A 17,055-nucleotide genomic window follows, 5' to 3' on the forward strand; every position below is an offset into this window, starting at 1 on the left:
GGCTCATGACGCCAACTCGAAAGCGGGAACGGCGATGTCGGCCGAGGGATGCTCGAACGCGACCCGCACCGGGGCGCCGAGGCGCAGGGGTGCGTCCGGGCCGTCCAGCAGCCGGCCGATCAGGCGCAGTTCGGACTGCTCGGCCAGTTCGACGTCGACCAGCACGTACGGCAGGTCGGCATCGAAACCGGGCAGGAAAGACTGCCGCACCACGGTCCAGGAGCGGACGGCGCCGCGGCCGCTGACCGGGGTGAAGGTGAAATTCGGTGTGCCGGAACCACAGTGCGGGCAGACCACGTCCGGCGGGACGGTGTATCGCTCGCAGCGGGCGCAGCGCGCGACGGTCAGTACGCCACCGGCGGCGGCGGCCCAGTAGGGAGCCGACTGCGGATCCGGTTGCGGGAGTGGGCGGTTCGTCACGGGACCACTCCGGCGGACTTCAGGGCGGTGATCCGGTCCCAGTCGTAGCCGAGTTCGAGCAGGACGCTCTCGGTGTGCTCGCCGTGTTCCGGGGCGCGGCGCAGCTCCGGTGGTTGTTCGTCGAATTGCACCGGGACCCTGGGGAATCGGTAAGTGCGGCCGTCCTCGAGTTCCACCTCGCCGACGTAGCCGTTGGCGACCACCTGCGGGTCGGTGACGATCTCGGCCATGGATTGCACCGGCGCCCAGGGCGCGTCCAGTTTCGACAGCAGCCGCTTCCATTCGGCGAAGGTGCGCCGGGCGAATTCGGCGTCGAGTTCGGCGATGCAGGCCGCGCTGTGGGCGCGGCGTGCGGCGAGGTCCGCGAACCGCTCGTCGGTGATCAGTTCCGGCCGATCGATCAGGCGGCAGAAGTCACCCCAGTAGCGGTCGCCCTGCAGGAACATCAGCTGGATGTGCCGGTCGTCGGAGGTCCGATACGTCGCGGTGAGCGGATTGATCTGCGGGCCACGGCCGCTGGCGGGTTCGGGGGCGGCGCCGTTGAGCGCGACGAGCAGGTCCGACGACAGCGTCGACAGCGCGATGCCGAGCAGGGAGACGTCGACCACCGAGCCGACGCCGGTGCGGGTCCGTTTCAGCAGGGCCGAGGCGATGCCGAAGGCGAGGGCCACTGCCCCGTTCCGATCACCCATCGCGCCACGCTGCGAGATCGGGTAGTCCCGCTCACCGGGGGTCAGCAGATAGGCGAGGCCGCCCCGGGACCAGAACGCCGAACTGTCGTAGCCCGGCTGGTCGGCGTCCGGTCCGCGTACCCCGAAACCGTTCCCGCGGGCGTAGATCAGGCGGGGATAGCGGTCACGCAGCGTCTGCTGAGCCAGGCCGAGCCGGGCCAGCGCGCCGGGGCGCAGACTGGTCAGCAGTACGTCCGCCGTCGCCAGCAGTTCGTGCAGTACGGCCAGACCGGCTTCCTCGCGCAGGTCCACCGCGACCGAGCGCTTGCCCCGGTTCGCCAGTGCCACCGACAGATTCGGGCCGCCGCGGTCGGTGCCGATGCCCTGGGTGGCCAGCCCGCGATACGGGTCGCCGTCCAGTCGCTCGATCCGGATGACATCGGCGCCCCAGTCGGCCAGCAATGCACCGGCTACCGGTACGAACACCCACTGCGCCAACTCGACGACGCGTACTCCGTCGAACGCGCCCTGTTCCATGCAGCCTCCTCGGCTAGCTCGGATTGCCGTGCATCGCACGACTTTTCGATTCACGCCCCCCGGCGTCGCGATGCGGCATCCGATCCGTTCACGCTTCGTGAGCGTAACAAGACTCTCGCTGTTTGGGAACAACGTTCTACTTTGATCATGAGATATTCGATTCCGGCCCGAAGATCAGAACGTTGTTCTACCCTCAGGTGGCACGATGATCCGAAAGGCGAGAGCAATGAAGCAGGCGCCTGTCTTCTCCAAGGGTCGCGACCTCGACACCACCGCGACCGTCCTACAACCGTGGCTGGCTACCCGGCTGGAGGTCCCGTCCGTCGAGATCGAGGACCTCGATTACCCGCGCGGTGCGGGAATCTCCAACGAAACCATCCTGATTCGAGTTCGTTCGGCCGCGGCGGTCGACGAGTTCGTGCTGCGCATCGCGCCCGCACCCGAGTATCAGATGTTCTTCGACCCGAAGTTCCGGATTCAGTACGACATCCTGGTCGCGTTGCGCGAGCACGGTGGCGTGCGGGTGCCCGAGGCCCTCTGGTACGAGGAGGATCCCGAGCTGCTCGGCCGCCCGTTCTACCTGATGCGCCGCATGCACGGCCGGGTTCCGGTCAGCATGCCGGTCTACAACAGCGAGGGCTGGCTCACGGAAGCCTCGCCCGAACAGCGAAGAGTGCTGTGGGACAGCGCCATGGAGCAGTTGACGGCGGTCACCCGGATACCGGTGAGCGCGGTGCCGTTCGTGGACCGGCCCGAACACGGCGCCGCCGGCGACGAACAGCAGCTGGCCTACTGGCAGCGGTACGCGGAATGGGCGCTCGGCGACGACATCCCGGGCACCGTCGCCACCCTGCTGCGGTGGCTGGCCGACAACCGGCCGGCCGGCACCACCCCCGGATTGTCCTGGGGTGACGCCCGGATGGGAAACATTATGTTCGGCAACGACTTCCGGGTCGTCGGCGTCATGGACTGGGAGCAGGCCGCGCTGGCCGACCCGGTCGCCGACCTGGCCTGGTGGCTGTTGTTCGACGAGATGCACAGCACCGCACTGGATGTCCCCCGCCTGCCGGGCCTCGGCACCCGTACCGAGACCATCGACCGCTGGCAGGAGCTGACCGGCCTGCGCGCCGACAACCTGCTGTGGCAGGAGGTGTTCGCGGGCCTGAAGGCAGGTCTGCTGAGCCTGCACACCGGCCGCTCGCTGCGACTGCCCTCGGTGAAGTCGCGGCGCGGACCCTATATCCCGCACGTCTGCCGATTGCTCGGCCTGCCCGATCCGGAGGATCTACGATGAATCAGCCCGGCGGAGTGGCACCGTACGACGAGGATGTGGTGCTGTCCCCACAATGGCTGGCACCCGTACTGGCGCAACGGTTTCCGGATGCCGTTCCGGTGCGGGCCGAGGTGACCGAGCGGCTGCGCACGGTCGCCACCAAGGTGCGCTTCGACGTCGAATACCGCGACCCCACCGACGCCCCACCGGCGTTGTGCGCCAAGGGATATTTCGATCCGGCCACCCGGGGCCGCACCACCCGGGCCGAGGCGGACTTCTATTCGCTGGCCGCCGGGCAGCTCCCGATCCGGACCCCACCGTGCGTGCACGCCGCCGTCGATCCGGACACCGGGCACGCCCTGGTGCTGATGCACGATCTGGTGGCCGCGGGCGCGCGATTCCTGGATCCGCTGGTCGGCTACAGCGCCGAACAGGCCACCGGCACCCTGGACCAGCTCGCGGCCCTGCACGCGGCGACCTGGAACGACGCGAAAGCCGATCTGCAGCAGCACTTCCCGGCCCGGCTCGCCGGACTGGCCCGGGTCCTGCCCGCCGGCACTTTGCAACAACTACTGGACGACGGCCGCACCGGCGACATCCCGGAATCGGTGCGCCGGGCCGACCGGCTGCTCGCGGCGATGGCCGCCATGGACAACCTGCGCGCCGAACATCCGGCCTGCCTGGTGCACGGTGATCTGCACACCGGCAACATCTACGAGCTCGCCGACGGCCGTCCGGGGCTGATCGACTGGCAGGTGGTACAGCGCGGCATCTGGGCGCTCGACGTCGGCTACCACCTGGCGACCGTGCTCGATCCGGACGTGCTGGCCGCCACCGAACGCGAGTTGCTCGACCACTATCTGGAGCGGCTCGCCACCCACGGTGTCACCCCACCGGGCCGGGAACGCGCGTGGTGGCTCTACCGCGCCTACCTCCCGTACGGCATGTATCTGTGGGGCATCACCCGCGCGGTCGTCCGGCCGGTCATCGAGCGGCTCACCGGCCGGCTCGCCGCCGCGGTCGCCCGGCACGGAAGTCTGGATCTACTCGGCGTGTGACGCGCCGATCGTCCTCGGCGCCAACAGATGTCACGGCAACGTTATCGCCGCGCCGACCGCCGCCACCAGTGCGGCGGCGGTGGCGCGACAGCGATATCGCCGCGCCGACGGCCGCCACCGGCACGGCGCCAATGACTTTGCGGCCGGTGAGATTACGGTCCCGGCCGAGACCGCGGATCCGATCACGTTCGGGGCGGCGGCCGAATGGGTATCCGGCGTAGACAACCCTGACCGGACAGTCGCTTCTGACAGTCGGCATTGTCGAACGGACGTGAGTCTCATGCTGGATGCGATGGTGGAAAATCAGCGGCAGGCCGACGCCGCGGCGCAGGTCCGAACCGCGCTGGTGTCGGGATCATCGATCGAGCGGGCGGTGGGAGTCGTGATGGCACAACAGAAGTGCGACCGGGCGACGGCACTGAGTGCGCTGCGCGAGATCGCCGCCCGGCGCGGCGTCGCATTCGCGAAGGTGGCGGCGGAGATCGCCGCCACCGCCGAATGACCGCCGGTTACACGGTCGACGCGCCCTGCGCGGGTCAGCGGTCCGCCGCTGCGCGGACCGCGTCGCCGATTTCCGGTAGCACGGCGTCGGCGACTCGGATCCGCTGCTGGATCAGGCCGTTGCCGAAGAACAGGTCGGCGGCGTGTTGTTGTTCGGCGACGAAATCCGGCTCGATCGGCAGCAGGCCCCACGGGCGGGTGCGCAGTGCGTGCTCCCACTCCGCCGCCGGGCGGCCGTCGTCGGCGGCGAACAACGCGGCGGCCTCGCCCGGGTGGTCCCGGGTCCATTCGTCGGCGGCCTGTAGCGCCGCGATGATCGCGACGAGTTCGGCCCGGTGCTCGGTGGCGAACGTGCGGCTGGTGAACCACAGCGAGCGGTGACTGAACAAGCCGTCGGTCGGGATCACCTCGCGCAGCTGTGCCTGTTGCTCGACCCGGGTCAGGAACGGGTAGGAGCCGACCCAGGCGTCCACGTCGCGGGCCAGGAATCGCTGCGCCGCATCGGCATACGCGTCGATGGGGACGATGTCGCCCCAGCCCAGTCCGGCCTTCTCCAGTGCCAGCAGCAGCAGGGTGGTCTGCCAGGAGCCGTGGCCGAGCGCGATCCGCTTACCGCGCAGATCGGCGGGCTCGCGGATATCGGAATCCGCGTGGACGACCAAGCGGCCGTTCTCCACTCGCGGTCCGGAGACGGCGAGGTAGACGATGTCGTGGCCCTTCGCCTGGGCGGTGACCGGCGGCGTGGATCCGGTCCCGATGACGTCGTAGCCGCCGTCGAACAGATGGTCACCGTGTCCCGACGGCAGGCCCGCGGTGGGGTCGATCCGCGGGTTGTCCAGCGTGCGCAGGTCCACCCATTCGATGTCCGGCAGCGTCCGTTCGAGGATGCCGAGGTGGCGCAGCACCCACAGGGTGTTGTTCTGCGGGAAGTAGCCGATGCGGATGGTCATCGCGAATTCGCCTTTCCGGTGCGGTCTTTCAACAGGGGCAGAACGTGGCGGCCCACCCGGCGGGCCTCCTCCAGGTGCGGGACACCGGCCAGGATGAACGCGCCCACCCCCAGGTCGATCAGTTCGTCGAGCCGCTCGGCGACCTCACGGTAGGAACCGACCAGGCCGAAAGCCGGTCCGGGCCGCAGCCGATGGAATCCGCCCCACACGTTGGGCTGCACCTCGAGCGCCCGGTGATCGGCAGGGTCGGTACCAGCGGCGAAGTCCTGGCTGCGCCGCCAGCCGACCGAATCACCCTCCGCTCGTTCGATTTCCGGTGCGGCGGCCCAGCCGAGCCGGATCTCCTCCCAGGCCTCGTCCGCGGTCTCGCGGGCCAGGACGTCCACGCGCACGGCGAATTTCGGCGGCCGGGGGCTGTCGGCCCGCACCGCGTCGAATTTCGCGGCCAGCGCCTCGAACGGCTCCAGCCAGGACAGGTAGTAGTCGGCGTGCCGGCCCGCGGCGTCGATCGCGGCGGGGGACGAGCCGGAGAAGTAGATCTCCGGAAAGGGCTGGCCGGCGAGCAGTTCCGGCAGACCACCGTCGTCGACCCGGTAGAACCGGCCGTCGTGCCGGAAGCCGCCGTCGCCGTGCCACACCCCCTTCAGGACGTCGAGGAATTCCGAGGTGCGCGCGTACCGGTCGTCGTGCACGATGGCGTCGCCCCACCACAGCTGCGCGGGACCACCGCCGCCGGAGATGATGTTGTAAACCAGCCGCCCGCCGGTCGCACGCTGCAACGTGGCGCTCATCCGGGCCGCCTGCACCGGATGCAGGAATCCGGGCTGGAACGCGACCATGAAACGCCAGCTGCGTGTTTCGGCCGCCAGGGTGGCCGCGGCCGCCCACGGATCGTCGGTGTGCGGGAACGACGGCAGCAGCCCGCCGACGAATCCGGAATCCTCCGCGGACCGGATCACCTCCGCCATGTAGTCGGCGTGGCTGAATCCGTCCCAGCCGGCACCGCGCCGGCCCGGGGCCAGCGCGTCGGGCAGGTGCGGAGCGAACCCGCCCCGGCTGCTGCCGGGCCGCCGCAACGAGGTCTGGTCACCCTCCATCGCGATGCGCCAATAGATGTCAACCGACATGTGCGGACTCCTTCTCCCCCAGCCGGAACACCTCGCCAGGATCGGGCCCGACCTCGACGAAACCGGGCGTACCCCGGCCGTCGATCCCGCCGACGTACACCGCCGGAAACGGATTGTCGGACAACGGCTTCGGCAAACCATCCGGCGAATGCCAGAATTCGCGCGCCACCGCCACGAACCGCTCGCGGTCCGGATCGCCCGCCTCCAGGTGCCAGCCGAACCGGCCGCCGGAGAAGCGCTGCAACGAGGCCGACAACTTCGCCGCGTACTGCGGTGTGGTTGCGCCGCTGTGGAATCCGGCGACGACCTGCACGTATCGGGTCGCCCGCAGCAGTGCCGCAGCGGTGACGAGCGATTCGGGACCCTCGGGGTCGAACGGCACCAGCACGCCCGCCAGCCCCGCGAGATCGGCCGCCCGGGCCAGCGCGAGCGCCGACCGCTCCGGCGGCGGGCGCAGATCGGTGAGATGGGCCGGCAGCCGGGCGGGCGCCGGTTCGGCCGCCTCGGCGGGCAGCACGATATGCGTCATGGAAGTCGAATCCTTTGCGAGGCGGGTGGATTCCGGAGGCCGGTCATGCCGATCCGGTGGCGCGCAACGCGAGCCCGGTCAGTGCGGACACGCCGTCCGCGAGCACCGAATCATCGAAAACCGCTCGGGGCGAATGATTTCCGGGTGCGTGCACGGGGTCCGTGCCGGGTGGACAGGCACCGAGGGTCAGCATCGCACCGGGCACCTCGGCGAGCACCCGGCCGATGTCGTCGGAGAACAAGCCCGGCTGCGGCGTCGGCCGCACCCGGTCCGGGCCGAACAGCTCCGCGAGCACATCCGTCGCGGCGGCGGTCCGCTCCGGATCGTTGACGGTGACCGGATAGCCGTCGATCGCCTCGACGGTGGCGGTGACACCGTGGGCCGCGGCGATGCCGTGGCAGACCTCGGCCGCGGCCGCGGTGAGCCGGGCGTGGGTCGCGGCGCTGAACGCGCGGGTGGTCGCCGTCAGCGTGGCTGTCTCCGGGACGATGTTGGCCGCCGTACCCGCGTGCACCGCGCCGATCGAGAGCACCACCGGGTCCTGCGCGTCGAATCGGCGGGTGACCAGGGATTGCAACGCACCGATGGCGGCGCCCAGCGCCGGGATCGGATCGCGGGCCAGATGTGGTGCCGCGCCGTGGCCGCCGGCGCCGTGGAAGGTCACCGCGAGAGTGCCCGACGCCGCCAGCACGGGTCCGGCACGGTGGCCGAACACGCCTGCCGGCGCGGCCGCCCCCACGTGCAGGGCATAGGCCGCGGCGGGCCGGGCTCCGGCCACCTCCAGCAATCCCTCGGCCAGCATCAGGGCGGCGCCGTCGTGGCCCTCCTCGCCGGGCTGGAACATCAGGATCACGTCACCGGCGAGCCGATCGCGCCGCGCCGCGAGCAGCCCGGCCGTCCCGACCAGGATCGCGGTGTGCAGATCGTGGCCGCAGGCATGTGCCGCACCGGGGATCCGCGAGGCGTAGTCCAGCCCGGTCCGCTCCGTCATCGGCAGCGCGTCCAGGTCGGCACGCAGCAGAACCGGTGCGGCGGAACCGGTTCCGCGCACCACCGCCACCACCGAGGTCAGCGCGGATCCGGTGCGCACCTCCAGCCCGAGCCCGTCGAGCGCGCGCAGCACCTTCTCCTGCGTGCGCGGAAGGTGCAGTCCCACTTCGGGTTCGGCGTGCAACGCCCGCCGCAACCGGACCAACTCCGATTGCCTCGCGCGCGCGTCGTCGAGCAGACCGGCCTGACCGCTCATTGGGGCACCCCCGTGACGCCGAGGTCGGCCAGCAGGCGGCGGCGCAGGGCGGTGAAGTCCGGGTCGCCGGGGTCACGGGGGCGGGCGACGGTCACCGTCTCGTCGGTGACCAGGCGGCCGTCGCGCAGGACCGCGACCCGGTCGGCCAGCCGGATCGCCTCGTCGACGTCGTGGGTGACCAGCAGTACCGCGGGGTGGTGGCGGGCGCACAGGTCGGCGACCAGGTCCTGCATCCGCAGGCGGGTCAGCGCGTCCAGGGCGGCGAAAGGTTCGTCCAGCAACAGCAATTCGGGCTCGCGGACCAGGGCACGGGCCAGGGCGACGCGTTGCGCCTCGCCGCCGGAGAGGGTGGCGGGCCAGGCACGCGCGTGGTCGGCGAGCCCGACCTCCGCCAGCGCGGCCCGTGCCGTCTCGCGGGTCGTCGCGCCGCGCGGTAGCCCGATGGTGACGTTGCCGAGCACCCGCTGCGACGGGATCAGGCGTGGTTCCTGGAAGACGACCGTGCGGGCGCGCGGGACGAGGACCGTGCCGGCGTCGGGCCGGTCGAGTCCGGCGAGGATACGCAGCAGCGTGGTCTTGCCGGAACCGCTGGCGCCCAGCAGGGCCAGGAATTCGCCGCGGCGCACGGTCAGGCCGATGCCGTCGAGGACCCGGCGGGCGCCGAACGCGCGGGTCAGGTTCTCCAGCGCGATCGCGGTGCCGGACAGGCTCATCGGATCCCTCCCGTGGTACGCCACGGCATCAGCACCCGTTCCAGCGCGCGGATGACGATATCCGCGAGCAGGCCGAGCAGGCCGTAGATCAGGATGATCACCGACAGGATGTCGGTGCGGGAGAAGTTCTGCGCCTGTGCCATCAGATAACCCAGTCCCGCAGTGGAATTGATCTCCTCGGCGGCGATCAGCGCGATCACGCTGAGGGTCGTCGACAGGCGCAGCCCGGACAGCAGCGCCGGGAGGGCGCCGGGCAGTACGATCCGGCCCACCACGGCGAGCCGGCTCAGGCCGAAGGTGCGGGCCGCCTCCAGCAGTTTCGGATCCGTGGTGCGGACCGCGCCGAAGGTCGACACGTACATCGGGAAGGTGGTGGCCACCGCGATCAGGATGATCCGCGCCGACTCGCCGATGCCGAACCACACCATGAACAGCGGCACCAGCGACAGGAACGGCAGCGCCCGCAACGTCTGCACGGCCGAGTCGAGCAGATCCTCACCCAGCCGCCAGGAGCCGGTCAGCACGCCGAGGACGAGCCCGGTGAGCACGCCGAAGCACAGTCCCGTTCCGGCGCGGCTCAGCGACACCGCCAGCGCGTCCGTCAATTGCCCACTGTCCCAGAGCTTTCCGGCCGCACGCAGCACCTCCGGCGGCGAGGCCAGCAGGTCCGGGGTGAGCAGGCCGGTGGCCGAGGCAGTCCACCAGGCCGCCAGGATCACCAGCGGGCCCAGCGCGCGCAGCGCGAACGCCACCCCGCGCGGCCGGGGCCGGGGCACCCGGACCCGCGGGGTGATCAGCGAGCCGTCCGATTCGGTCGCCGCGGGTGCCACCACCGCGCCGGTGCCCGGCTCGCCGCCGGTACCCGCCCGGCCCACCACCGCGGTCATCGGTCCGCCAGCGCGCCGACGTCGACCAGATGCGGTTCGACGTCGAAGGCGCCGTCGAGCACCTTCTGATCGGCGAAGAACTTGGCCACCTCGGCGAACGCCGCCTTGTCCACTGCGGTGATCGCCGAGGCCGGCCTGCCCGCCCGCAGGAATTCGATCTCCAGATCCCGCTGCCGGCCCTCGAAGGCATCCGGGCCCGAGGTATGGAACACGTTGAGGTAGTTCTCCGGATGCGCGGCCTGCTGCTGTTCGGCCTGATGCAGATAGTCGTAGAACGCCTTCACCACGGCCGGATGCTGCTGCACGAATTCGTTGCGCACCGCCCATACCGCGTAGTTCTGCGAACCGATGTCGCCACCGTTCACCAGGAAATGCTCACCGGCGTTGGCGCGCTCGGAGACCGAGTAGGTGGCCCAGGTGGCCCACGCGTCGACCTGACCCGAGTGCAGCACCGCCGCGCTCTGACCGGGCTGCAGGTACACCCGCGTCACCGCGTCGGCCGGGACGTTGTTGCGGGCCAGCGCCCGCAGCAGCAGATATTCGCTGGACCCGCCGTGCCACACCACGACCTTCTTCCCGGCCAGGTCCGCGACCGACTTGATCGCCGACGAATCCTTGACCAGGATGCCCTCCCCGACGGCGTCGGGTGCGACAGCGGCGAACAACCCGAAGCCCGCCTTCTGCGCCAGGGCGGCGATCGCCGAGGTGATCGAGCCCTCGGCCAGGTCGAGTTCGTTGTTGTCCAATTCCTGTGCGGCCGGGGCGAACGGGCCGGCGCTGCCGGTCCACTGCACCTTGGCGCCGACCTTGGCCAGCGCGGCGTCCAGGCTGCCGTCCTTCTTGCCGAGGGCCAGCGCGCCGGAGTTGCCCGGATCGGGAATGCGGACCGTGACGGTACCGGCCGTGGATGTCGCGCCGTCCGAGCCGGTGGACGAGCAGGCGGACACCACGGCGGTGAGGGCGACGGCGGCCGCCAGGGCCAGGACACGGGTGACGGTCATCAGGAACTCCGAACTTCGGTAGGGATCACACGGCGGCCGGCGCGCGCCGAGACGAGTGCGGTGGCGGCCGCCAGCGGTGCCGGGTCGGCCCATGCGGCGACGTCGACCGGCGCGGCGAGGAAGCCGTGGTCGCGCAGGAAATGTTCTTGGCGGGCAAGCAGTTCCAGGCGCGGCCCGGACAGATCGAGGCGCAGGTCGGGGTGGCCGGTCCAGGCATAGGCGCCCGCGACGCCGGCGGCACCGGCCCCCGTCTCGGCGGCCAGGATGCGCGGCACGTCGGCCGGGTTGGCGGCGGCCCAGTCGGCCGCCTCGAGCAGCACCGCGAGGAACCGGCTCACGATCTCCGGATGCTCGTCGAGCAGCCGCTGATGCACGGTGACCGGTCGCGGTGTGCCGTTGTTGATGCGAATGCCCTTGTCCGGGAACGAATCCAGATCGAGGGCGACCACCGCGTCGTGGCGGGCGGCCGCCTCGACGGCCAGTGCGCCCTTCACGTACACCGCGTCCACCCGGCCGTCGCGCAACGCCCCGAGTTCGGCGACCCACTGGCCGGCGCCGGGCGCGGCGTCGATATCCACCGGCCGTACGTCGCCGAGGGTGAGCCCGGCGGCGGCGAGCGCACCGGCGAATCCGGCCAGGGCCATGGCCCGCCAGAAGTCGATGGCGATCGGCCGGCGCGGGATCGCGACCCGCAGGCCGGCCAATTGCGCCGGCGTGGTGAGATCGTGGCCGCGGCGGACCAGGACGGCCTGACGTTCCTCGATCCAGGTCAGCCCGATCAGCCGGGTCGGCTCACCGCCGGCGCGCGCCCACAGCGCCGGCACGTTGCCGCCCTCGCGGAACAGACCGGTCAGCGCGTGGGTGTAGTGACTGTCGCGCAGCACGCCCGGGCCCGCGTCCTGCAGTGAGCGCACCGCGAGGCCGTCGGCCGCGAATTCGGCGGTCAGCCAACCCCGATCGGCCGCGATACCGGTGGCCGTCGGCACTGGGCACCGCGTGAACCACAGCGTGTCCAGCGTCTCGGGCGGGACGGGAGCGGACATCGCGGTACCTCCGGGGCGGAATCGAACGGGACGAGCGGAAGCGAGTTCGGCCCGCTCCGGAATCCGCCGGGGGCGGACCGCTCGGCGCCCAATGCTGCCCGACGGCACCCGGGTAGTCCATATTATGGAATCAGCGAGATTATAAGTCGCAGAACGAGATCAAATGCTTCCACATTGTGGGAGACTCGACGGGTGAGCGGAGATTCGGCGAAACCCCGGGACGGTGCCCAGGCGGTCCATCGGACGTTGGCGCTGCTGCACTGTTTCGGTGACAGTCCGCAGGACCTGTCCGCGTCGGATCTGGCCCGCCGCACCGACCTGCCGCTCTCGACGACCCACCGCCTGTTGCGGGCCATGACCGCGACCGGCTTCCTGGAACAGGACCCCGACACCGCCCGCTACGGCCTCGGCCCGACCATGGCCGAACTCGGCCGGGCCGCCTACCACCGCCGCGGCCTGCATCGCGCCGAACCGGAACTCGCGGCGCTGTCGCAACGCACCGGCGTCACCGCGGATCTGGCCGTGCGGGTCGGTGCGCGGGCGGTGATCCTGGTCGGCAGTTCGCTGGCGAACGATCACGGTCGCGCGCTGCGCCGGCCGCTGCATTCGACGGCGCTGGGCAAGGTGCTGCTCGCCTGGTCGGACGCGGCGGACCGGGAGATCGGCACGCCCCTGACCCCGCAGACCGACCGCACGATCACCGATCCCCGCGCGTTGGGCGAGGAGCTGAACCGGGTCCGGGCCGCCGGATACGCCCTCAACGACGGGGAATCCGCCTCGGGCGTGCGCACGGTCGCGGTCCCGGTGCTGGACGCCGACGATCACGCCCGCTTCGCGCTGGCGCTGCGCTCGTCGCCGGAGGTGATCACCGGCGAGCGACTGGGCTGGTTCGCGGAACAGGCCGCCGCGTGCGCGACCGCACTGGAAGTGGTACTGCTGCCGCCGAATCGGCGGCGCACCGGCCCGCGGCCGGTCATCGCGCTGCCCTGACCGCAAGGGCCGGTCACCGGATTCGGGACCACGCCCTTCAGCCGGCAGCGGGGCGCGGCGAACGACCAGCGCACCTCGTCGGTCGCCCGGCGGACCGTGATGCCCGAAGTCCAGCGGGATGGGAGAAGGTACCGGTCCGGGGCAGCCGTGTATACGGGTACGGCCGGGATCCGGTTGTGAAACTTCCGGTCCGGCGGGCCGCGGCCGGGCACGGGTGCCCGGTGGCGGCCTACGATGCGGGGCGTGGACCGCGACCCGCGGGATGGGCGGCCGGGCAGGAGGTTCGGGGTGATGGAACCGGGGCAGGTCTTCGCCGGGTTCACGATCGAGCGGTTGCTGGGGCGCGGCGGTATGGGTGAGGTCTATCTGGCGCGCCATCCCCGGCTGCCCCGGCTCACCGCGGTGAAGGTACTCGATCGAGCGTTGGGGGCGAACCGTCCGATCCGGGCCCGGTTTGAGCGGGAGGCGGATCTGGCTGCCCGGCTGGATCATCCGAACATCGTGGCCGTGCACGATCGCGGGGCCGAGGACGACCGGTTGTGGATCGCGATGCAGTATGTGGACGGAATCGACGCCGGGGCGCTCGACGTCCGCGTGCTGCCGGCCGCCGAGGCGGTGCGGATCGTCGCCGATATCGCCGATGCGCTGGATTACGCGCACGCCAGCGGGATTCTGCACCGGGACGTCCGGCCCGAGAACATCCTGATCGCCGCCGAACCCGGAAATCGGGTGTTGCTCGCGGATTTCGGAATCGCGCGGCTGCGCGACGACACCACGCATCTCACCGGCGCCGGGAATCTCACCGCCACACTGGCGTACGCGCCGCCGGAACAGCTCGCGGGCGCCGAGGTCGATCACCGGGCCGATCAGTACGCGCTGGCGTGCACGCTGTATCGGCTGCTGACCGGGAATGTGCCCTATCCGGTGGGCAATTCGGCGGGGTTGCTCGACTCGCGAGGCGCCGCACCGGTTCCGGTGCACGCGCTGCGGCCGGAGGTACCGGCGGCGATGGACGCGGTGCTGGCGACCGCGCTGGCCCCGGATCCGCGGCAGCGGTTCACCCGCTGCGCGGACTTCGCGGCGGCGGCCCGCCGGGCGCTGTCGGCGCCACCGGACCCACCGGCGCCACGGCGGCGCGTGCGGCCGGGCCGCCGGGCCGCGCTGATCACCGCCGGCGCTGCCGTGGCGCTGGCGCTGGTGACCACGGCCATTGTGGCCGTGGCGAATTCCGCGCAGCGAGGGGCGGCGGCCGGGACCGAGCCGGTCACCGTGCCGGCGGTGTCGTTCGCGCCGACCGTCGCCGCGCCGCCGACCACCGCGGACGACGCCCGGCCGCCGGCCGTCGCGGCGGTGCTGCACAACACCTTTCCGCGGATGGTGCCCGAAATCGGCGGGCGCGACAGCGGATTCCGCGACGCCTGGTGCGCCTTCGAGTCCGGCAACCGGCACGAGAAGTTCGACGGCCTGCCGTACTTCGGCGACTGGACCACGGCGGCGAACTGTCCCGGCGCGCTGAACAGCCGGCCCGCCGCGCAGTACCTCTACTACCTCTACGACAGCCCGGCCGCCGCGCGGTCGGTGCTGACCGGACTGCCGCCGAACATCCGGGCCGAGCGCGGCAAGGACGGGCGGATGTACACCACGTACACGATGTCCGGCATCGGCTCCAGCGGTTTCACCTACACCGTCACCGCTTTCCGTGGCGGCCCGGATCGGGAGCGGATCCTGCTGCTGTCGATCCTGCCCACGCCGGCGGACAGCCTGGACTGGTGGCGCTCGGCGCCGCTGGACTGACCGCCCGGCCCGGCCGACACGCCCGGAGTTCCCGGCCGGAAGCGCGCTGCGGCCCTAGGCTTTCGAAAGAACGTGCGAAGGCGAGGGATGCGGTGACGACAGTGGACAGGGTGCCCACGGGGCTGCTCGACGATGTGCGCGACGGTCTGTCGTTCGAGCTGGAGGAGATCGACGAGATCCTCGCGGTGATGGCGGCCGAACAGGCCGAGGAGCGTTCCCGCGACGGCGAGTTGATCACCGCGCGCCTCGGGCTGGACGGCGAGCGCCCGGAGACGCTGACGATGATCGGCGCGCGATACGACCTGTCGCGAGATCGGGTGCGGCAGTTGTACACCCGCGCGGTCGGGCAGATGGTACGGCGGGTGCGGGCCACCGGGCATCCGGATGTCGGGGTGTTCGCGCGGCGCTATCCGGTGGGCTGGGGCGACGAGCGCCTGGTGCGGGCGCTGCTGGGCGAAACCTATGTCACCGACAGCGATATCGCCGGACAGGATCTGGCCTATCTCAAACTGCGGCTGGCCGGGCACGCGCTGATGGACGCCAAACGGATCGCGGGCTTCGTGTTCCAGCGCATCGCGGGCTGGCAGCAGCGCGGACGCTGGCATCCGGCCGAGCCACGGCCGGTCGAACCGATTGCCGGGCAACTGGTTCCGCTGCTGCGCCGGGCCGAATGGCCGGGCGGCGCCGCGGCCGGCCTGCCGGAGTTGCCGATCCGCACGGTCGACGCCGACGACGACGCGCGCGGTCACGTGTTCGCCGACACCCTGGGCCGGGAGACGACATTCGACACCGCGCTGGAGGCCCGGCTGCTGCGGATGCTGGACGAGAGCGAGTCGGTGGCCACCTTCACCGAGCGGCCGATCGCGGTCGGCTACCGGCTCGACGACGTGGAACGGCTGCATCACCCCACCGTCGGCGCCCGGCTCACCGACGGACGGGTGCTGCTGATCGACGTGGTGCCGTTGGGCCGCTTGGCCTTCCACGGCAACCGGGCGAAGCTCGACGCCGCCCGCGCGCGGGCGCACGAACAGGGCTGGGGCTGGCTCGTGTTCACCGGCAGCCGGCTCGGCGTCCCGGACCTGTTGCACCACACCGTCGAGGCCCGCCGGGAGCACCCGCTGCGCAATCGCCTGGCCCGAGGTCCGCTGGACTGGACGGAATTCCGCCGCTACCGCGAGGAAGCGGACCTGGACGTGATCGACATGACCGCGCTGACCCTGCGCCACGGCTGGCGCTGGGAGCGCGGACCCTTCCGCCTGGAGCGGTGATATCGGCCTTCGCCGCGCTCTCCCCTGCGCCGGTCCGGGACCGAGCCGGGCCGCGGACTAACGCTGCGCCATGATCATCGCCGCCATGATGAAGGTGACGACGATGAACACCGCGAACCAGGTGATCAACTGCCAGTGCCGCACCGCCACCCGCTCGCGCTCGATGGCGTAGCGCAGGCCCGCGTCGACCCGGTTGTGGTCGTCGAGCCGGCGGCGGGTGACGGCCAGCCGCTGGGCCACCTCCTCGGCCTCCGCCAGATCCCGCTGCAGCCGGTCCAATTGGCGATCCTTCTTGCGAGTCGCCTTGCGCGCCAGCGCCAGCGCGGTGCGCTGGTGGACCAGCTCCCGGCGCTGCTGCGCGATGACGGCCGCCTGTGCGCTGGTGTGCTGTTCCCAGTCGGTCACCGTGGCCCAACCTCCCGTGTCCTCGTCGCGAATACCCCAGGCCACCCGTCCGGCGACCCAGTCCTCGATGAATTCCCGCAGTGTCCGCGTGCGGGCCGATGGGGTGAGCAGGCCGCTGTGAGTGGTCTCCAGCAGGCCGGCGGTCACCTGATATCCGCACCCGTCGGGAGCGAAGTCGTCGACGGCCAGCGCCTGGATCCGCGGTACCCAGTAGCCGGGCGGGCACAGCCACAGCACCTCGTCGCAGCCGACCGCCCGCAACCGCGCGGTGCGCTCCCGAGCCTGTTCCAAAGATACTGGGGCACTGCGTACTTCGATGGCATACAGTCGAGAGTCGCGGTGCCACAACAATCCCGCGGTCTGCGCTCCGAGCGACCGGTCCACCTCGGCGTCGTCGGCGCCGCAGGCCAGCAGCCAGCCGCGCAACCAGTACTTCATCCGCTGCACATCCCAGCGGCAGTCACCGCAGTCGGGCTCACGGCAGCGCTGCCCGGGCCGATGCCCGCGCGGATTAGGTTCGACCGCTGGAAGATTCAGCAGATCCGGAGCCCGCTCGGCGGCGGCGACCGCCACCTGCGTGCGCCCGATCCCGGCCTGTTCCTTCGTGCTCACGCGACCACGCCCCTCACACACCCGTGCACC

17 protein-coding genes are annotated in these 17,055 nt (G+C 71.3%); 6 read left to right on the plus strand and 11 right to left on the minus strand.

Going from position 1 to position 17,055, the window contains the following annotated elements; genetic code table 11:
- Window positions 1-3 precede the first annotated feature (3 nt).
- Complete coding sequence (locus NRB56_RS15575; protein ID WP_319943047.1) at window positions 4-420, minus strand: Zn-ribbon domain-containing OB-fold protein; 417 nt, start codon at window positions 418-420, stop codon at window positions 4-6.
- Window positions 417-1,628 carry a CaiB/BaiF CoA transferase family protein gene (locus NRB56_RS15580; protein ID WP_153342716.1) on the minus strand — a complete coding sequence of 404 codons (1,212 nt, stop codon included), beginning with the start codon at window positions 1,626-1,628 and terminating at the stop codon, window positions 417-419. The genes NRB56_RS15575 and NRB56_RS15580 overlap by 4 nt, the downstream gene beginning before the upstream one ends.
- A gap of 226 nt (window positions 1,629-1,854) precedes the next feature.
- On the opposite strand from NRB56_RS15580, the gene NRB56_RS15585 reads away from it, so the two are divergent.
- From NRB56_RS15585 to NRB56_RS15595, 3 genes are all read left to right on the plus strand, one after another.
- Complete coding sequence (locus tag NRB56_RS15585; protein WP_153342718.1) at window positions 1,855-2,922, plus strand: phosphotransferase family protein; 1,068 nt, start codon at window positions 1,855-1,857, stop codon at window positions 2,920-2,922.
- Window positions 2,919-3,959, plus strand: a complete 1,041-nt coding sequence (locus NRB56_RS15590) for a phosphotransferase family protein (protein ID WP_153342720.1) — start codon at window positions 2,919-2,921, stop codon at window positions 3,957-3,959. Before NRB56_RS15585 ends, NRB56_RS15590 begins: the two co-directional genes overlap by 4 nt.
- 292 nt (window positions 3,960-4,251) lie before the next feature.
- On the plus strand, window positions 4,252-4,461 hold the full coding sequence (locus NRB56_RS15595; protein ID WP_194290869.1) for an ANTAR domain-containing protein: 210 nt from the start codon (window positions 4,252-4,254) through the stop codon (window positions 4,459-4,461).
- Between the two features lie 34 nt (window positions 4,462-4,495).
- Here NRB56_RS15595 and NRB56_RS15600 read toward each other — a convergent pair whose 3' ends face one another.
- Genes NRB56_RS15600 through NRB56_RS15635 form a run of 8 tightly spaced genes read right to left on the minus strand, consistent with a single transcriptional unit; the run spans window position 4,496 to window position 11,956 of the window.
- The gene (locus tag NRB56_RS15600) at window positions 4,496-5,410 is read right to left on the minus strand and encodes an ABC transporter substrate-binding protein (protein ID WP_153342724.1); all 915 of its coding nucleotides are present in this window, start codon (window positions 5,408-5,410) and stop codon (window positions 4,496-4,498) included.
- Complete coding sequence (locus NRB56_RS15605; RefSeq protein WP_153342726.1) at window positions 5,407-6,537, minus strand: LLM class flavin-dependent oxidoreductase; 1,131 nt, start codon at window positions 6,535-6,537, stop codon at window positions 5,407-5,409. Before NRB56_RS15605 ends, NRB56_RS15600 begins: the two co-directional genes overlap by 4 nt.
- Entirely contained in the window at window positions 6,527-7,066 is a 540-nt protein-coding gene (locus NRB56_RS15610; protein WP_153342728.1) for an LLM class flavin-dependent oxidoreductase, read from the minus strand. Before NRB56_RS15610 ends, NRB56_RS15605 begins: the two co-directional genes overlap by 11 nt.
- 43 nt (window positions 7,067-7,109) lie before the next feature.
- On the minus strand, window positions 7,110-8,312 hold the full coding sequence (locus NRB56_RS15615) for a M20 metallopeptidase family protein (protein ID WP_194290870.1): 1,203 nt from the start codon (window positions 8,310-8,312) through the stop codon (window positions 7,110-7,112).
- Window positions 8,309-9,025, minus strand: a complete 717-nt coding sequence (locus NRB56_RS15620) for an ABC transporter ATP-binding protein (RefSeq protein ID WP_153342730.1) — start codon at window positions 9,023-9,025, stop codon at window positions 8,309-8,311. Before NRB56_RS15620 ends, NRB56_RS15615 begins: the two co-directional genes overlap by 4 nt.
- Window positions 9,022-9,912: an ABC transporter permease gene (locus NRB56_RS15625; RefSeq protein WP_153342732.1), complete on the minus strand. Its 891-nt coding sequence runs from the start codon at window positions 9,910-9,912 to the stop codon at window positions 9,022-9,024. Before NRB56_RS15625 ends, NRB56_RS15620 begins: the two co-directional genes overlap by 4 nt.
- The gene (locus NRB56_RS15630) at window positions 9,909-10,913 is read right to left on the minus strand and encodes an ABC transporter substrate-binding protein (protein ID WP_153342735.1); all 1,005 of its coding nucleotides are present in this window, start codon (window positions 10,911-10,913) and stop codon (window positions 9,909-9,911) included. Before NRB56_RS15630 ends, NRB56_RS15625 begins: the two co-directional genes overlap by 4 nt.
- Window positions 10,913-11,956 carry an ABC transporter substrate-binding protein gene (locus NRB56_RS15635; protein WP_153342737.1) on the minus strand — a complete coding sequence of 348 codons (1,044 nt, stop codon included), beginning with the start codon at window positions 11,954-11,956 and terminating at the stop codon, window positions 10,913-10,915. The genes NRB56_RS15630 and NRB56_RS15635 overlap by 1 nt, the downstream gene beginning before the upstream one ends.
- A gap of 192 nt (window positions 11,957-12,148) precedes the next feature.
- On the opposite strand from NRB56_RS15635, the gene NRB56_RS15640 reads away from it, so the two are divergent.
- From NRB56_RS15640 to NRB56_RS15650, 3 genes are all read left to right on the plus strand, one after another.
- On the plus strand, window positions 12,149-12,946 hold the full coding sequence (locus NRB56_RS15640) for an IclR family transcriptional regulator (RefSeq protein ID WP_319943048.1): 798 nt from the start codon (window positions 12,149-12,151) through the stop codon (window positions 12,944-12,946).
- Between the two features lie 291 nt (window positions 12,947-13,237).
- Complete coding sequence (locus tag NRB56_RS38350; RefSeq protein ID WP_227837754.1) at window positions 13,238-14,740, plus strand: serine/threonine-protein kinase; 1,503 nt, start codon at window positions 13,238-13,240, stop codon at window positions 14,738-14,740.
- A 110-nt stretch (window positions 14,741-14,850) separates the two neighbouring features.
- Window positions 14,851-16,008 carry a hypothetical protein gene (locus NRB56_RS15650; protein WP_319943049.1) on the plus strand — a complete coding sequence of 386 codons (1,158 nt, stop codon included), beginning with the start codon at window positions 14,851-14,853 and terminating at the stop codon, window positions 16,006-16,008.
- A gap of 57 nt (window positions 16,009-16,065) precedes the next feature.
- Here NRB56_RS15650 and NRB56_RS15655 read toward each other — a convergent pair whose 3' ends face one another.
- Complete coding sequence (locus NRB56_RS15655) at window positions 16,066-17,025, minus strand: competence protein CoiA family protein (protein WP_319943050.1); 960 nt, start codon at window positions 17,023-17,025, stop codon at window positions 16,066-16,068.
- Window positions 17,026-17,055 lie beyond the last annotated feature (30 nt).

Origin of the sequence: Nocardia aurantia, from assembly GCF_009604425.1 — a bacterium.
Classification (GTDB): Bacteria; Actinomycetota; Actinomycetes; order Mycobacteriales; family Mycobacteriaceae; genus Nocardia; species Nocardia aurantia.